The 17377-nt window shown below is 35.2% G+C and carries 14 protein-coding genes; 12 read left to right on the forward strand and 2 right to left on the reverse strand.

The window, feature by feature from the left end; translation table 11 throughout:
• Nucleotides 1-207 precede the first annotated feature (207 nt).
• Both NST60_RS19550 and dacB read left to right on the forward strand, forming a co-directional pair.
• A complete protein-coding gene (locus NST60_RS19550; RefSeq protein WP_341099993.1) occupies nt 208-1017 on the forward strand; it encodes an Fpg/Nei family DNA glycosylase in 810 nt (269 codons plus the stop codon).
• A 105-nt stretch (nt 1018-1122) separates the two neighbouring features.
• Nucleotides 1123-2613, forward strand: a complete 1491-nt coding sequence (dacB, locus tag NST60_RS19555; RefSeq protein ID WP_254415164.1) for a D-alanyl-D-alanine carboxypeptidase/D-alanyl-D-alanine endopeptidase — start codon at nt 1123-1125, stop codon at nt 2611-2613.
• Between the two features lie 160 nt (nt 2614-2773).
• Here the strand turns inward: dacB and NST60_RS19560 are convergent, their stop codons facing one another.
• Nucleotides 2774-3718 (reverse strand): nucleoside hydrolase, encoded by a 945-nt coding sequence (locus NST60_RS19560; protein WP_101731155.1) that lies wholly within the window; start codon nt 3716-3718, stop codon nt 2774-2776.
• Between the two features lie 251 nt (nt 3719-3969).
• On the opposite strand from NST60_RS19560, the gene NST60_RS19565 reads away from it, so the two are divergent.
• Both NST60_RS19565 and NST60_RS19570 read left to right on the forward strand, forming a co-directional pair.
• Complete coding sequence (locus tag NST60_RS19565; RefSeq protein WP_254415166.1) at nt 3970-4545, forward strand: LysE family translocator; 576 nt, start codon at nt 3970-3972, stop codon at nt 4543-4545.
• Nucleotides 4546-4569: 24 nt separating this feature from the next.
• Nucleotides 4570-5346: an AraC family transcriptional regulator gene (locus tag NST60_RS19570; RefSeq protein WP_016203730.1), complete on the forward strand. Its 777-nt coding sequence runs from the start codon at nt 4570-4572 to the stop codon at nt 5344-5346.
• Nucleotides 5347-5790: 444 nt separating this feature from the next.
• Here NST60_RS19570 and NST60_RS19575 read toward each other — a convergent pair whose 3' ends face one another.
• A complete protein-coding gene (locus NST60_RS19575) occupies nt 5791-6417 on the reverse strand; it encodes a ribonuclease H1 domain-containing protein (protein ID WP_169189678.1) in 627 nt (208 codons plus the stop codon).
• 159 nt (nt 6418-6576) lie between these two features.
• Here NST60_RS19575 and NST60_RS19580 point away from each other — a divergent pair, with 159 nt between their 5' ends.
• The 8 genes from NST60_RS19580 to NST60_RS19615 all read left to right on the forward strand — a co-directional run bounded on the left by NST60_RS19580 (nt 6577) and on the right by NST60_RS19615 (nt 17365).
• Entirely contained in the window at nt 6577-8337 is a 1761-nt protein-coding gene (locus NST60_RS19580) for a sensor histidine kinase (protein WP_016203728.1), read from the forward strand.
• Complete coding sequence (locus NST60_RS19585) at nt 8330-9070, forward strand: LytR/AlgR family response regulator transcription factor (protein WP_016203727.1); 741 nt, start codon at nt 8330-8332, stop codon at nt 9068-9070. The genes NST60_RS19580 and NST60_RS19585 overlap by 8 nt, the downstream gene beginning before the upstream one ends.
• Before the next feature lie 163 nt (nt 9071-9233).
• Nucleotides 9234-11030 carry a carbon starvation protein CstA gene (cstA, locus tag NST60_RS19590; protein WP_254415167.1) on the forward strand — a complete coding sequence of 599 codons (1797 nt, stop codon included), beginning with the start codon at nt 9234-9236 and terminating at the stop codon, nt 11028-11030.
• Nucleotides 11031-11160: 130 nt separating this feature from the next.
• Entirely contained in the window at nt 11161-11805 is a 645-nt protein-coding gene (locus NST60_RS19595) for an EAL domain-containing protein (RefSeq protein ID WP_169188602.1), read from the forward strand.
• A 92-nt stretch (nt 11806-11897) separates the two neighbouring features.
• On the forward strand, nt 11898-12827 hold the full coding sequence (gene glsA, locus NST60_RS19600) for a glutaminase A (RefSeq protein WP_169188603.1): 930 nt from the start codon (nt 11898-11900) through the stop codon (nt 12825-12827).
• 121 nt (nt 12828-12948) lie between these two features.
• Nucleotides 12949-13755, forward strand: coding sequence for an adenosylmethionine decarboxylase (gene speD / locus NST60_RS19605; RefSeq protein ID WP_101731152.1), 807 nt, complete (start codon nt 12949-12951; stop codon nt 13753-13755).
• A 288-nt stretch (nt 13756-14043) separates the two neighbouring features.
• Entirely contained in the window at nt 14044-15210 is a 1167-nt protein-coding gene (locus NST60_RS19610) for a M20 family metallopeptidase (RefSeq protein WP_341100315.1), read from the forward strand.
• Nucleotides 15211-15382: 172 nt separating this feature from the next.
• The gene (locus NST60_RS19615; RefSeq protein WP_169188605.1) at nt 15383-17365 is read left to right on the forward strand and encodes a methyl-accepting chemotaxis protein; all 1983 of its coding nucleotides are present in this window, start codon (nt 15383-15385) and stop codon (nt 17363-17365) included.
• Nucleotides 17366-17377 lie beyond the last annotated feature (12 nt).

Here is a 17377-nt window from a genome sequence, read left to right on the forward strand (position 1 = left end):
TGACCCTAGAAGCAAGGCATTGATTATGCGATTGAAGCACTTGGTTATCGCATAGAAAAACAAACGAATGCAACAAAATAATCTGAAAACCATAGATAAGTAGAGAAGAAATTTTTCTGCTATCTATGGTTTTTTTGTTTTTTTGATAAATAGTTTTTCATCATTCTGGAAAAAAATAAGAAGGAAATACAAAGGAGAGAAGATACGATGCCTGAATTGCCAGAAATGGAAAACTATAAAATCCTCTTAAATGAATTAATTATTAGTCGACCGATTACCTCTATTACGATTAATCGAGATAAATCTATAAATATGCCAGCCCAATCTTTTATTAACCAATTAAACAATGCTTCCATTATTCAAGTCGAAAGAAGAGCAAAACACTTACTATTCCATCTATCTAATCAAAAGGTTCTCTTATTACATTTAATGCTTGGTGGGTGGATGTTTTATGGGAGTGAAGAGGAAAAGCCCAAACGAACCATTCAAGTCCAGTTATCATTTGGAGCAGAACATTTATACTTTATTGGATTAAGATTAGGGTATCTTCATTTATTGACGAAAGAAGAATGCAACAAAATGCTAAGCGATCTTGACCCAGAACCGTTAGAACCTCAATTTACAGAAGAAATTTTCCTAAATATACTTAAGGAAAGAAAAGGAACGATAAAGCTTAAATTAGTAGACCAACACTTCATTTCAGGAATTGGCAATTGTTATTCTGATGAAATATGTTATGAGGCACAAATTTTGCCGATGAGAAAACTAGAAAAGTTAAAGGAAACAGAACATAGAAAGCTCTATCGTTCCATGCTGCAAACATTAAAATCAGCAACTACAATAGGAGGATATATGGAGCATCCACTTTATGTAGGCGATAAAAAAACTGGTAGTTATGATGAACGTTGCAAAGTATATGATAGAGAAGGAGAAATATGTCCACGCTGCAAGAACAAAATAGTGTTGATAAAAATATCATCGAAAAAGTGCTTTTATTGTCCTGGCTGTCAGTTTTAAGAATCTGACTGCATATAATAGGATTAAATTATTAAAAAGAGGACAGACTATTCTTTTAGCCCAACTTATCCATGAATGAACAATGAAATGATAAGGAGTGAGAAAATGCCTTTATTGAAAAAGGGACTATTTCTTATAATACTATTATCCATTTTCCTGTCTGGCAGCACACCTATTCCTTTATCTCCGATAGCATTGGCAGCAGAAAATCATAAAAAAGCAACATTATCTACCGCATTGGAATCACTTTTAAATACAGAACCTGAATTAAAGGGAAGTTTAGCAGGAATTAGCATACGGGATCAAGAAACAGGAACTATTCTTTTTGAACATATGAGTGATTTGCGTTTAACCCCTGCATCCAATATGAAGTTATTGACTTCGGCAGCCGCTTTAAAAGTCTTAGGGGAAGATTATCAATTTATCACGGAAATTTATGGAGATGGAAGGGTGGATAAAGGCCGTTTAAAAGGAAATTTATACATAAAAGGAAATGGTGATACAAGTCTCCTAGCATCAGATCTAGACAAGCTATCTAAGGATATAAAAAAGAAAGGAATTCGTTATATTGATGGGGATATTATAGGCGATGATTCGTGGTATGATGACATGCCATATTCCATCGATTTAGCATGGAGCGATGAAACCACTTATTATGGCGCTCCAATCTCTGCATTAACGCTTTCACCAGATAAAGAATATGATGCTGGCACTGTATTACTTGAAATAAAACCTGGAAAAAACGAAAGCGATCCGGTCGTAATAGATACATTCCCTAACACAAATGAAATTAACATTGTAAATAACGCCAAAACAGGTGCGAAAGAATCAGCAACAAGCTTAAAAGTAAAAAGGAACCATAACAGTAAAGTTGTTACTGTTACAGGAAGACTACCAATTAACGCTTCCGTAAAAAAAGAGTGGATTTCCGTTAATAACCCTACAAGATACACGTTAGACGTGTTTCAACAAGCATTAAAGAAAGAAGGAATTCACTGGAAAGGGACGGTCAAAAAAGGAAAGACACCACAAATTGCTTCCATAATTACAACTCATTCTTCGATTCCACTTTCTGAGTTACTTATTCCATTTATGAAACTAAGTAATAATACAATCGCAGAGACGCTAATTAAAGAAATGGGCGTGGTTAAGAAAGGGGAAGGTAGTTTTAAAAGGGGAATTGAGGTACTAGAAGAAGAATTAGTGGCTTTCCACCTTGACCCAAATAATATGCTTATTCGTGACGGATCAGGTATTTCTCCAATAGATTTTATATCTGCCGATGATCTAAGCATGCTTTTATATGAAGTACAGGCAGAGCCATGGTTTCCAACTTTCAGTCAGTCATTACCGATTTCAGGTAATGAAGATCGGATGGTTGGCGGAACGCTTCAACATAGATTGAATTCTGATAACACAAAAGGGAAAGTATTAGCTAAAACTGGAACGCTTACCGCTGTAAGTTCATTGTCTGGCTATATGGAGAGTAAAGATGGGAAAAAATATATATTCTCTATTTTATTAAATCACCTTGTCGATGAAGAAAAAGGAAAAGACATTGAAGATCGGATAATTGAAACATTAGCAGAATATTAATGTAAAAAGACCATTACACTGTTCCTACTTTCAAAAAAATAGGACGAGGAAATGGTCTTTTTTAATGGCTATTTTCTATAAATTGTTGTTTTCTTAAGGGGAAATCAATTATTCAGCTTGCGAGTAATAGAAACAAACTTCATAAAAATAGGTTTTTTAATTAGTCCTTTTTAGCAGTCTTCGCCAAATCTGTAATATATTCAAAAAAGTCATCCCTATTTACATCATACACAACAGAAACAGGTCGACCGTCTTCACTTATTAATGTTCTCCCTTGGGATGGAGCTTCTGTTAATGCGATTGATTTTACTTCTTTCATTTTAACAAGTTCTTTTTTGCCAATTGTTGCTGTAGTTAACACATCCCATAGATAATAGGTTGAATTCGTTTCAACATGGACAAGAGGTGGACAGGCTGCATAACATTGGCCAACAAAATCTACACCTGTGAATCTTCTTAAGGACGCCCACTGGTTACGTACAGAGATGGTTAATGGTACTTGATTTGTACTTTCTAAAGCAACCATTTCAATTTTTAAATCGCTAGCCCAAACGGTTGCTACTGCCCAAGGATCCCAGAAAGCATTCCATTCAGCAGTACCGTCATGCTCAGGTTCTTGTACATTTCCGACCTCTAAAAATGTTCCACCCATCCATACTAATTTGTCAATTTTCGCTTGAATGTCTGGGGCAATCTCAATAGCTCTTGCTAAATCAGTTAGCGGTCCAGTAAACAGAAGCGTTGTTTTGTCAGGATTTTCCCTTACTGCTTTGATTAAATGCTCATGTGCAGAAAGTTCGCTTTCAGGTGCATTTACAACACCACTTTCATTTAATATCGGAAGGGCATCAACATAAAAAGTATGCATTCTCCAGTCTTTCGGAAAAGGATTAACTCCACGAGAATTGGATCTAGCAACTTCAATTGCTCCATTTCCAAATCGATCAATAATCTTTCTACTAGCACTGATACCAGGCTCTAAATAGCCATCTGCCGGGATAACGGAAACACCGATTAACTCCACTTCATCCATTTGAAGAAGAAGAAATAGAGAAACTAGATCATCAATACCAGCGTCATGATTAAAATAAACTTTCTTTGCCAAAAACATTCACTCCTATGTAAACAATCATTTATTCCCCGCTTGGACGGGAAGTAACCCTATAATGGTAGCTACTTTCTATAACCTATTCTATAATACTATCAGATCAATGTGAATAATTAGTAAAAAAGAAATAAGAGCTACTATTTGCTAAATAAGGAATTAAACATGTTTTTCACCTGCAATAATGTACTATATGCTTATGAATAAGACGTTGTATAATGCCATGAGAATCATAAGAAAGGAGTTTGCTCATGGATTTTACAGCTTTTTTACTATACTGTGTTATTGTTACTTTTACACCAGGACCTACTAATATTGTCATTTTATCTACCGTGCATAATAAAGGAACGAAAAAAGCTTTAGAATATACATATGGCGCAACTATTGCCTTTGGTTTGCTACTTGTATTATCAGCTATGTTAAACTCTATGCTTATAGAGGTCATCCCAAAAATAATTATCGGTATGCAGATACTAGGAAGTTTTTATATGTTTTATTTGGCTTATCAACTATATAAAGCTGATTCTTCGAAAGAAAACGTTGAACATTCAGCTAGCTTTAAGTCAGGTTTCCTTATGCAGTTTTTTAATCCAAAGGTAGTTCTTTTTACTATTACCGTGATTCCCAGTTTTATATTGCCAAACTATATGCAACTACCTGCCATAACAATGGGAGTTATTGTGATCACTATCATTGGATTTTTAGCTTTTATTACATGGGTTTTATTTGGTACAATCTTTAAGCGCTTTTTACAGCGGCATAAGAAAATCGTGAATATATTAATGGCAATATTTTTAGCTTATTCTGGAATAATGAACTGGATGTAGGCAAGCTTTTATGAGGTGAACAATATGGATAGATTTTTGTATAAAAAAGCAGCTGGCATTACGGCACTATCAGCAAGTATGCGTGATTTTACTTATAAAAAACATGCTCATAAAGAATATGCGATAGGGGTAACATTGCGAGGAATTCAACACTATACCTTAGATGGTAGTTTACAGTTATCTTATCCAAATGGAGTAATGCTTTTCAACCCAGAACAGGCACATGACGGAATGGCCCATGATAAAACAGGTCTTGATTATGTAATGCTCTATTTGGATCCAAAATTACTATTAGAGGCATTAGAGAAAAAGGAACTGATTCAATTTTCACAACCTATTATTTATGATGTTCAACTTGAAGAAAAAATTTTAAAGCTGTCCCATGCAATTTTAAACGAAAAAGAGGAGGCCCTGTGTGCTGAATTACTACTTTCACTTACAGATAGACTTATACAAACAAATCCATCTTCATCCATTAAGAAAGACAATGTGTTAATTAGAAAAGCAAAAGATATGATTCATAGTAACTTAGCAAATGTACTTAAGTTAGAAGAGATATGTAAAGAGCTCCAGTTATCAAAATTTCAGTTTATTAGATTGTTTAAGACTCATACTGGAACCTCTCCCTACCAATATTTCCTAAATAGTAAAGTAGAATATGCAAAACAGCTAATTGAACAAAATAAAGATATATATGCAGCCGTAACAGAATGCGGTTTTGTTGATTTAACCCATTTAAATAGACACTTTAAAAGTGTATATGGATTAACTGCTTTTGAATATCTATCCCTTTTAAGATAAGAAGTAGTTAAAATCAAGATTTCAATCACAACAAGAGGCTGGGATAGAACAAAATATATAATAGATAAAGACGAACAATCTCTCATTTAGTAGCGAAACCAACTCGTTCCATCATTTTTTTAAAAGAAAATATAATGAGTAGGAAATACAAAGCAGCCTGAATACATGCAGACTCCTATGGGAGCTGCGAGAAAGTCCAAGACCCTGCAGGAACGGGGAGGCTGGCGCTTGCCCCATGGAAAGCGAAGTATATTCAGGCTGCGGGGATCACCACAAACCTTCTTTCTTAAAATAAATAAAACCCTAAACAATTATACGAACTTTCTTAGCATGTACGTATAATCGTTTGGGGGTATTGGGTTGAAAATACTTATGTCCCAGCTTCTTCATCGTATTTTTTTATGAGAAGCTTATTTTACGCTATCATATCGGACAAAAAGTTCGTTATTTGCGACCAAAGTCGGCCTTAATCTCCCCATACTTATTGGTATCCCATTTTAAAATCTTATTTGAATAACTGTTTTCTTTTAGCCATTTTTCTGCGCGCTCCATTAATTTCCATAATTCCTCTGTTCGTTTATCTCTTACTAATGTAGTATTTGCTTTTTTATTACGAACCCAAGATAATGCTGTCATACTGTCGCTGTATATAGTTGTGTTCTTACCTTGTTTTTGCAGTAGACTTAATGCATGGACAATCCCTAAAAATTCCCCAATATTATTGGTACCGAATACAGGACCATAGTGAAAGAGAACTTCTCCTGTTTTCGTATTTACTCCTCGATATTCCATCAAGCCAGGATTTCCACTACACGCCGCATCTACTGATATACTATTTTCCTCAATAGCCTCAAAAGAAGTGCTAGCCTGCTTTTTAGAAGTAGTACTTTTTGAAGCAGTTTTTGTTACATTTCCACCTTCATTAAAAGCTTTTTCTGCTTCCTCTAATGTTGGAAAGGATTTAAATGATGCTCCTTTAAATCCTTTTGTCTGTCTTTCGCATTCCGCCCAAGTAGAAAAAATCCCTGCTTTTCTGCCATTCCATACTACGTAATATTTTTTTCCTGCCATATAATCATCCAACCTTTCACACCTATTGGTTAATCATATCATACGAGTGAGTCGAAATAAAAATATACAGAATTTCTTATAAACCTCTTGAAAAGGCTTTCTATAAATCTTGTAATTTACTATAATGATGTTGAGTAAAATAGGAAGGTGGGGAATATATTGCTACAGCTACTTCCACTAATGATTGAACGAGTCGGTATTTTAGTTATCTTTGCCTTCTTATTGTCGAGGATCAAGATTTTCCGTTCCATTATCCATAATGAATCACAATGGCAAGATAAACTATCTTTAATTTTCATCTTTGGCGCCTTCGGAGTTATTAGTAACTATACTGGAGTAGAAATATTAAAAGGAAGCATTAGCACGCATACATGGCAGCATGAATTAGATGTTTCAAGTGCTATTGCCAACACAAGAATTATGGGTGTTGCTATTGGTGGATTGGTTGGTGGGCCATTAGTAGGTTTAGGCGTGGGATTAATAGCTGGTCTTCATCGCTTAACATTAGGCGGTTTTACTGCATTAGCCTGTGGCTTGTCTACCATCATGGCAGGGTTATTGACCGGCTTAATCGGTAAGAAATACTCCATTAAACAAGATTCTGCCAGCAAAGCAGTGATTATCGGCATTGCGATGGAAATTATTCAAATGGTATTTATCCTTTTGATTGCGTCGCCATTCCAACTTGCACTCGAACTAGTTAAGATTATTGCCTTTCCTATGATTGTCATTAATGGCTTTGGGATGCTAATTTTTATTTATATTATTCAAAACATTCTCTTAGAAGAGGAAAAAACAAAAGCAGCACAAACAAATATTGCCTTAAATATTGCACAATCTACCTTAGCTTACTTTCGGCAAGGGCTAAACCCGGAATCTAGCAAACAGGTTGCTAAAATTATGTTAAAAGCAACCAATGCTGATGCTGTGTCTATAACAAATAAGTCGATTGTTTTGGCACATGAAGGCCTTGGTGGAGATCACCATATTCCTTTAGAAAAAACGTCTACGAAACTAACAGAAAGAGTGTTAAGAGAAGGAAATATATTAATCGCCAAAAATAAAGATGAAATACAGTGTAGCAATCAAGCCTGCCCACTACACGCAGCCATTCTATTACCCTTAAAAGCAAATAATAAAACAGTCGGCACATTAAAACTTTATTTTGCCAATCCTAAAAACATTCAATTAGTAGAATATACATTAGCTGAAGGATTGAGTAAGTTATTTTCCTTACAGCTTGAATTAGCAGAGGCAGAGCTACAACAAAAGTTGTTGAAGGATGCAGAAATTAAAGCACTGCAAGCACAAGTCCATCCTCATTTTCTCTTTAACAGCATGAACACAATTTCGGCGCTTATCCGCACAGATGGGGAAAAGGCTCGGCAGATGATTCACAAATTAAGTACCTATTTCCGCAGTAACATCCAAGGTTCCAAAAATATGTTAATCCCTTTAAGTCAGGAATTAGAACATGTCCATGCCTTTTTAGCATTAGAAGAAGCTAGATTTCCTGATAAATTTATTTTAAATGAATCCGTGGAGTCTGAATTAAAAAAAGTTCTTATTCCGCCTTTTACTTTACAGCCTTTAGTAGAAAATTCGATTCGGCATGCTTTTTCAAAAGGTACAGTAGGAACGATAACGATATGTGCTTATAAAGATAACGACAAGATGGTGTTAATAACAGAAGATGATGGCAAAGGCATGAGTGAAGATACTCTTTACATGATTGGTCAAAAAAATATCACCTCTAGCACTGGTACTGGTACTGCACTTTGGAATATCCAGGAAAGAGTGAAAAAGATATATGGAGATAAAGGGAGATTTACGATTGAAAGTGAATGGAATAGAGGAACAAAGGTGATGATTACATTACCATCTAAGGAACCAACGATCTGGAGGGGAGTAGATGATTAAAGCATTAATAGTGGAAGACGAACCATTAGCAAGAGATGAATTAAGGTATCTTTTAAAAAGAAGCAATAAAATGGAGATAGTGGCAGAATGTGATGATTTAGATACTGCTTTACAAGTAATAGATGATCAAGAAATAGATGTTATTTTTTTAGATATCCAGCTTGGAGAAGAAAACGGAATGAATTTAGCAGAGCGCATAAAAGAAAAACGAAATGCACCAGAAATAGTCTTTGCTACGGCTTTTGATGAGTATGCACTTCGAGCTTTTGATGTGAATGCTGTTGACTATTTATTAAAGCCGTTTGAAGAAGAACGCATAAATCAAACCATTGTAAAACTGCAAAATAGGAGAGGCACGAAAAAGAATGACACATCAAAAAATAACCAAAGCACTACTCCAATACAAAAAAATAAATTAGCCGTCACGACAAATGACAGAATTAAGATCATTGATTTAAATAAGATTGTCTATATTAGTGCACAAAATGGCAAAACATTGCTTGTTACGGAAGAAGAGCAATTAGTCATTACCTTTACTTTAACGCAATTAGAACAAAAATTAGTAAACAGCCCAATCATGAAAGTACATCGTTCTTATTTGGTTAATAAAGAAAAAATTAGCGAAATTGAACCATGGTTTAACTCAACCTATTTATTATGTATGGATAATGGAGAGAAAGTGCCATTAAGTAGAAACTATACAAAAGAGATTAAGCTGTTATTTGGATTTTAACCTCATTCTTTTCGAAATACATAACTTAACCGACTGGATAAAACCATTGTATTTTATCCAGTCAGTTTTGCATTTCAAAATCATTTCTCTGCATTTTATCATGAAAACGCTTTTTCCTCCTTTTCATTTTTTATAATAAAACCATTAAAGGAGGTAGATAAAAATGAATGCGGTTACAATCGTAATAGCATCTGCATGTATTTTAATGATTGCTTATCGTTTATACGGGACCTTTATGGCGGTAAAAGTATTGAAACTAAATGATAAGGAAAAAACTCCTGCCCATGAATTAAATGACGGCAAAGATTACGTACCAACAAATAAGTGGGTAACCTTTGGACATCATTTTGCAGCCATTGCTGCAGCTGGGCCACTTGTAGGACCTATTCTTGCAGCACAATTCGGCTATTTGCCTGGATTAATTTGGCTCTTGATTGGTGCTGTTATCGGGGGAGCTGTTCATGATGCTGTCGTATTATTTGCTAGTATGCGAAAAAAAGGGAAATCTTTATCTGAAGTAGCAAAAGATGAACTTGGCCCAGTCGCGGGTTTCTGTACAGGTCTTGCGATGCTATTTATCATTACAATTACAATGGCCGGTTTATCCATGGTAGTGCTGCATGCTTTAGAGAGAAATCCTTGGGGCACGTTCTCGGTAGGAATCACCATTCCGATTGCTATGGGAGTGGGGATATTTTATAAAAAGACGGGAAACTTGAAACTATGTACGACTATTGGCTTCATCTTATTAATGATCGGTGTATTTGTCGGACCGATGATTCAAGGTACAGTACTTGGGGATTGGCTAACACTTGATACAAAAACACTTGCTATTATTCTTCCTATTTATGCATTTTTTGCAGCTGCACTTCCTGTTTGGCTACTATTGGCTCCTCGGGATTATTTAAGTAGCTTTATGAAAATCGGCGTGTTTATTGCTCTTATTATCGGTGTGTTTATCATCAACCCAGCTATTGAATTTCCTGCATTTACGGAATTTGTAAATGGCGGTGGACCAGTTATTGCAGGGCCAGTATGGCCTTTCATTTCCATAACGATTGCATGTGGCGCTATTTCCGGATTCCATGCATTTGTTGGCTCAGGTACAACACCGAAAATGCTTGATAAGTGGAGCGATATTAAAGTCGTGGGCTTTGGTGCGATGCTTGTAGAATGTTTGGTAGGTATTATGGCGCTTATTGCTGCTACAGCTCTACATCCTGGTGATTATTTCGCGATAAACTCCTCACCAGAGGTTTTTCAAACACTTGGGATGAGTGTTTCAAACTTGCCAGAATTAAGTCGTGAAATCGGCATTGATTTAGAAGGCAGAACTGGTGGTGCGGTTACATTAGCCGTTGGAATGTCCTATATATTCACAGAAATCTCTTGGTTCTCTCATCTTGCTTCTTATTTCTTCCAGTTTGTAATTATGTTTGAAGCGGTATTTATTCTAACGGCCATTGATGCTGGAACGAGAACTGCACGCTATTTAATTCAAGACTTTCTCGGAGAATTTTACAAACCGCTTAAGAGAGTAGATTGGTTACCTGGTTCCATTTTTGCAAGCGCATTGGCATGTATTATGTGGGGATACCTCTTATTCTCTGGTGATATTAGCTCTGTCTGGGCACTATTTGGTGTATCCAATCAGCTAATGGCAACAATCGGCCTTATTATTGGCGCAACCGTTATACTAAAAATGGCTGATAAGCGAAGATATATGCTTACATGTTTAATCCCAATGGCCTATTTATTCGTAACCGTAAATTACGCCGGTGTTTGGATGGTGAAGAACGTTTATTTAAATCCAGAAGCAGCAGGTTATAATGTGCTAAATGCTGTGCTTTCCATCATCATGCTAATATTAGGGATTATTATCATTATTGCCGCTACAAAAAAATGGTTCGATACATGGAATACTCCTCGAATTCAAGTAGAAACAACAAATCTTTCTTAGAGCTATAGGGTAAATAGCAGGAAGGCTTGCGTAATTCCTGCTGTTTACCTTTTTTTCGCTTTCCTCAAACACACCCATCCTATTCTAATAAAAATAAATTCTCAAATAAAAGAACAAGATAACTAATAAAGTGAAACTTCCATCAATGGGAGTATATGGTTATTTGTCTCCAGATGAATTTATTCCAATCGCCGAAGAATCAAATTTAATATTATCAATTGGCGAATGGGTAATAACACAAGCATTTACACAAAAAAAGCAATGGGACTCAAATGGAAAGAAAGATGTAAAAATGGCTATAAATATTTCAGCTCGCCAATTTCAGTATATTGATTTCCTTCCCTTTCTTCAGCAAGAAGTAATAAGATTACAAGTAAATACAGCAAAAATTGAATTAGAGATTACGGAAAGCATCATGCAAAATATCGAATTAGCAAAAGGAGAATTAGATAATATAAAAAGACTAGGATTTCAAATATCAATTGATGATTTTGGAAAAGGGTATTCCTCTTTAAGTTATTTAAGATCACTGCCTATTGATACGATTAAAATTGATAAAACTTTTATTGATGATATCAGCCATCCAAGACATAAAGGTTCTTTAGCAAAGGTTATTATTGATATGGGACATAATATGAATTTCATTGTAATCGCTGAGGGTGTAGAAACAAAGGATCAAATCGATTTTCTTAAGGATAATCAATGCGATATAGTCCAAGGGTATTTCTATAGCAAAGCATTAACACCAACTGAATTGGAAAGATTATATCTTTAGATAGTAACCATTTTCTTTTTACATTTCTAAGGGTATACTAAACTCATATTGGTAAAATGTATGCAAAAATCTGTAGTAAAGTTGGTGAATAAATGCCTTGTCAATCAAATGAAGAATTAGAAAACATTCTGTTAGAAGCAAAACAATATTCAAGTAAAGGGAAGGTTGCCGATTATATCCCCGCACTTAGTAAAGCCAATCCAGCTGATTTATCTGTAGCAATTTATCATTCTGACGGTACTTGCTATTCAGCAGGCTGCATTCATAAGAAAATCACCTTACAAAGTATCTCAAAAGTCATCACATTAGCACTAGCACTCATAGAATCAGGGGAAGAATTCGTTTTCAGCAAAGTTGGCTATGAGCCAACGGGGGATCCCTTTAACTCAATTGTTAAGCTAGAAATGAGTAATCCATCAAAACCGCTTAACCCAATGATCAATGCTGGGGCACTTGCTGTTACCCATATGATTAAAGGTAGTTCAGTAGAAGAACGATTTCAGAAAATCATTGATTTCGTCAAACTTCTGTCGGGAAATCAAGAAATAAGTTATTCAAAAGAGGTGGCTAAATCCGAATTTGAAACCTCTCATTTAAATAGAGCACTGTGTTTTTTTATGAAACAACACAGCATTATAAATGAAGATGTAGAGGAATTATTAGACTTATACACAAAGCAATGCTCTATTGAAGTGAACTGTTTAGATTTAGCGCGAATTGGCATAGTTTTCGCTTTAGATGGCAAAGAACCAATAACAAACAAACAATTAATGCCATCCTCTATTGCGCGTATCTGCAAAACATTTATGGTAACATGCGGAATGTACAATGCATCTGGTGAATTTGCCGTCCGAGTCGGAATTCCAGCAAAAAGTGGTGTTTCTGGCGGAATATTAGGAGCAGTTCCAGCTCGTTTCGGCATCGGAATTTCAGGTCCTGCTTTGGACGATAAAGGTAACAGTGTGGCAGGATTAAAGTTATTAGAAATCCTCGCAAAAAAATATGATTTAAGTATGTTCTAAAAATCCAAATGATCACTAACCTCTCGTTTTAACGAAAGAGAGAATAGTGATTTTTTTGGTTAATCCACTCCCTGTTCGGGTAACATAACAATACTCACATGTTAGGAAAAGGGGGATAAACATGAGTTTAACACCTCAGCAGCGTATAGAGTTACACGGATTTAACAATTTAACGAAATCATTAAGTTTTAATATGTACGATATCTGTTATACCCGAACGAAAAGTGAACGGGAAGCTTATCTCCAATATATTGACGAACAATATAATGCAGATCGACTAACAAAAATTTTAAAAAATGTTTCGGATATTATCGGTGCGCATGTATTAAATGTCGCAAAACAAGACTATGAACCACAAGGAGCTAGCGTCACTCTACTTGTTTCAGAGGGACCAGTAACAGAAGCACCTAAGGAAGTTTTTGAGGAATCACCAGGACCACTTCCAGGCTCAGTCGTTATGCATCTCGACAAAAGCCATATAACGGTACATACATATCCTGAATATCATCCAGATGAAGGAATCAGTACCTTTCGTGCCGATATCGATGTTTCTACATGTGGTGAAATCTCGCCTTTAAAAGCATTAAACTATTTAATCTATTCTTTTGATACCGACATTATGATTATGGACTATCGAGTAAGAGGATTTACCCGGGATATACAGGGGCACAAACTCTTTATCGATCACGATATTAATTCCATTCAAAACTATATTCCAGACGATGTGAAGTCTCAATTTGATATGATTGATGTAAATATTTATCAAGAAAACATTTTTCATACAAAATGTAAGTTGAAACAATTTGACTTAAATAATTATTTATTTGGCTATAAAGAAGATGAACTATCTACATCAGATCGCATCTTTATAACGGAAAAACTTACAGAGGAAATGAATGAGATTTTTTATGGAAAAAATATAAAGTGAAACTGCCATCAGTAAGGGTTTTCTTCCTCCCCAGCTGATGGTTAGTTGAACCAATCAGACCTTTACGGACAGTATAAGTGGTATAAAATAAATCAAAAAATTCGCTGGGCATCTTTACGATAAGGGATGTACCGGTTTTTTTGTGGATAGTTCCTATCAATTTAAAGTAAATGTCTAACCCATAATGCATAAATATACTTTTACAATTATTTTTAAACATTTTTTAGTAGCTTTTTCATAGAAAATTGGTAAACTAGTAATGTAGAAAGATAGAAAGGTGCGAAAATGATGAAACAAATCATCTTAGATGCAATTAATGAAAATGAATCGATATTTAAAAATATAAGTATTTATATTGGCGAAAATCCTGAATTAGGTCATGAGGAATTTAAAGCTTGCAAAATATTAACTGATACATTGAAAGAACATCAATTCGCTGTAGAAACAGGAATTTGTGATTTACCTACTGCTTTTAAAGCAACCTTTGATAGTGGTAAAATCGGTCCTGTGATTGGCTTTATGGCAGAGTATGATGCCTTACCTGAATTAGGTCATGCATGTGGACATAATTTAATCGGAACAATGGGGATAGCTGCTGGAATTGGTCTTAGCAAAGTTCTTTCAGAAACAGGAGGAAAAGTTATTGTGTACGGAACACCTGCTGAAGAAACAAAAGGCGGGAAAGTAACAATGGCGGAAGCAGGAATTTTCGAAGAATTAGATGTAGCGATGATGGTTCACCCACTAGACAATTATTTGAAGAGTGGTGATTCCCTTGCAATGGATGCTATCCAGTTTGAATTTTTTGGAAAGTCAGCACATGCTGCTGCAAGCCCTCACTTAGGTATTAATGCCCTAGATGCTGTATTACACACATTTAATAGTATCAATGCTTTAAGACAGCATATAAAGCCTGATGCCCGTATTCATGGTGTCATCACAGAAGGCGGAAAAGCTGCAAATATTGTGCCTGATTATGCAGTAGCACAGTTTTATGTGCGAGCTGGGAAAAGAGAAGATGTAAATATATTAGTAGAAAAAGTCAAACAATGTGCAGAAGGTGCTGCACTGCAAACAGGAGCTACGGTTAAATCTAGTTTTTATGAATTCTCCTATGATGACATGATTACTAATCAGACTTTATCTGCTGTATTTACAAAGCAGCTTATCTCTTTAGGAGTAGAAGAAACTGATATTCACGAACAACGAGATGGATCAGGTTCTCTTGATATGGGAAATGTAAGCCAAGTAGTTCCTTCCATTCATCCATACGTGAAAATCTGTAATGAAGCATATGCTTGCCATACACATGAATTCAGAGAAGCTGCGATGACAGATCAAGGAAGAGATGCGATGATTCTAGGAGCAAAATCAATGGCACTTACAGGCCTAGAAATCCTTACAGATAAAGAATTATTGGCAGCAATCAAAGAGGAATTTCAAAAAAACAAATAATTTAACTAGGAAAAGACCTTACTTTCACTTTGAACATTAGAGAAAGTAAGGTCTTTTTTCCTATTAATTAAGGCGTATTTATGACAAATTTCCTCTTTTCGTTATAGGTGGAAAAATTTCCATTATAATAAATAAGTCCTACTTTCATACATAAAGGAGCTATTAATCGAAAATGAGAAAAAAATTCGACCTATTTCAGAACAGAATAACGATTAAAAAGAGATTATACACTAGCTTTTTTCTTCTACTGTTTATTCCCACTATTTTCATTGGTATCTTTTCTTATTTCAATTCAAAAAATCAACTAGAGCATGAAATAATGGACAATGCTTACCAACAGATAAAACAATTAGATGAGAATATTACGACAGAGCTCTCAACGAAGATGAAGCAAGTGGACAAGCTTCGAAAAGATTGGGGAGATATAAATAACGCTGTATCAGATGATTTTATTAATGCTACCCTTGAAAACTATCAATATTTTTATGATGATATTGACAGCATATTTTATGCCACGAAAAAAGGAAAATATGTTCAGAAGCCAGAAGGAAAAGTAGCAGACAATTATGATCCAACAGCTAGTGAATGGTTTATCAGAGCAGAGGAAAGGCCAGATGAAATTTATATTTCCGATCCATATATATCTGCGAGTACAAATGAAATGGTCGTTACAATCGCTGGTAGTACAGAGGATGGAGACAAGGTAGTCGGTTTAAAAATCAAACTTAGTTCTATACAAACAATTGTGAACAATATCACAATAGGAAAAGAAGGATATGTATTTCTTATAGACAAAAATAATGCTTATATGGCACATCCAACAGAAAAAATCGGTGAAATCGGCACAGAAAACTATATTCAACAGATGAAACTTAAAGAGAATGGTACTTTTACATATACCCTGGATAACAAAGAGAAAAAACTTACTTATCTCACCAATAATCTTACTGGATGGAAGATTGCCGGATCCATGTATTCAAATGAGGTTTCTAATGCTTCCTCACCAATTTTAAAAGCATCCTTCTTGGCTATTTTTGTATTTCTTTGCATCGGTTCTATTCTTATTTATTTTAACATCCAATCCATTCTTAAACCGTTGAATCTACTAAGAGAAAAAGCGGGTCTTGTTGGGAAGGGCGATTTAACACAGCAAATGGAAGTTAGAAGGACAGACGAAATTGGTCATCTAACAAAATCTTTTCAACAAATGCAAGAAAATTTAAAGCAACTAATCATACATATGGAAAAAAGCATCACTCAAGTTGCTGCATCAAGCGATAATCTTACCGCAAGTTCTTCTTCCTCAACAAAAGTGGTAGAAGATTTAGTGTCTGTTACACAGGAAATTGCATCAAAAGCAGATCATCAAAAACAACAAATTGAAACAAATACAACAAAATTAAAAGATATTACAGAAAGAACGGGATTAATAAGAGAAAATTCCCTGTACTTATCTAAGTTAGGTTCCATGACGGTGGAGAAAGCAAAGGAAGGCGAACTAGCTATTAATCAGGCAGAGGAACAAATGCAATTAATTGTTGATTCTGTCGTTAAATCAGATAAACAAATAGATGAACTAAATAAGCGTTCCAAAGAAGTGGAAGCAATTATTCAATTAATAAGCTCTATAGCTAACCAGACAAATTTATTAGCATTAAATGCTGCGATTGAAGCAGCAAGAGCAGGAGAAAGTGGAAAAGGTTTTTCTGTCGTAGCAGAGGAAATTAGAAAATTAGCAGAGACTACCCATCATTCCGCAACGGAAATTGAACATTTAGTTAAAGGAATTCAATCTGATACACACTCTACGATCAACAGGATGAATATCGTACATAAGCAAGTCGATGGAGGACTATCAATTATGTCTTCTGTCAAAAAGAAATTCAACGCTATATCTACTAGCATGAATGAAACAGCACCTTTTATCGAGGATGTCACTATTTCCTCTGAGGAGGTTTATAAACATATTAAAATACTTGCCCAAACCTTTGAAGCATTAATTTTATTTAGTAAGCAAAATGCTGAATTATCAGAAGAAATATCTGCATCTACCGAGGAACAGCTAGCATCATTCGAAGAAGTGCACGCTTCAGCAAGCAGCCTTGCTGAGACAGCTGACCATTTAAAAAAATTAATCGCACAATTTCATTATTAAAATATTAATGAC

This window comes from Niallia sp. FSL W8-1348 (assembly GCF_038006745.1).
Classification (GTDB): domain Bacteria; phylum Bacillota; class Bacilli; order Bacillales; family Cytobacillaceae; genus Niallia; species Niallia alba.

Excerpts from the sequence above, each read along its gene's own strand:
- glsA (WP_169188603.1), top strand. The coding sequence starts at position 11,898 with ATGCCTTGTCAATCAAATGAAGAATTAGAAAACATTCTGTTAGAAGCA.
- NST60_RS19565 (WP_254415166.1), top strand. The coding sequence starts at position 3,970 with ATGGATTTTACAGCTTTTTTACTATACTGTGTTATTGTTACTTTTACA.
- NST60_RS19585 (WP_016203727.1), top strand. The coding sequence starts at position 8,330 with ATGATTAAAGCATTAATAGTGGAAGACGAACCATTAGCAAGAGATGAA.
- NST60_RS19610 (WP_341100315.1), top strand. The coding sequence starts at position 14,044 with ATGAAACAAATCATCTTAGATGCAATTAATGAAAATGAATCGATATTT.
- dacB (WP_254415164.1), top strand. The coding sequence starts at position 1,123 with ATGCCTTTATTGAAAAAGGGACTATTTCTTATAATACTATTATCCATT.
- NST60_RS19615 (WP_169188605.1), top strand. The coding sequence starts at position 15,383 with ATGAGAAAAAAATTCGACCTATTTCAGAACAGAATAACGATTAAAAAG.
- cstA (WP_254415167.1), top strand. The coding sequence starts at position 9,234 with ATGAATGCGGTTACAATCGTAATAGCATCTGCATGTATTTTAATGATT.
- NST60_RS19550 (WP_341099993.1), top strand. The coding sequence starts at position 208 with ATGCCTGAATTGCCAGAAATGGAAAACTATAAAATCCTCTTAAATGAA.
- NST60_RS19570 (WP_016203730.1), top strand. The coding sequence starts at position 4,570 with ATGGATAGATTTTTGTATAAAAAAGCAGCTGGCATTACGGCACTATCA.
- speD (WP_101731152.1), top strand. The coding sequence starts at position 12,949 with ATGAGTTTAACACCTCAGCAGCGTATAGAGTTACACGGATTTAACAAT.
- NST60_RS19575 (WP_169189678.1), bottom strand. The coding sequence starts at position 6,417 with ATGGCAGGAAAAAAATATTACGTAGTATGGAATGGCAGAAAAGCAGGG.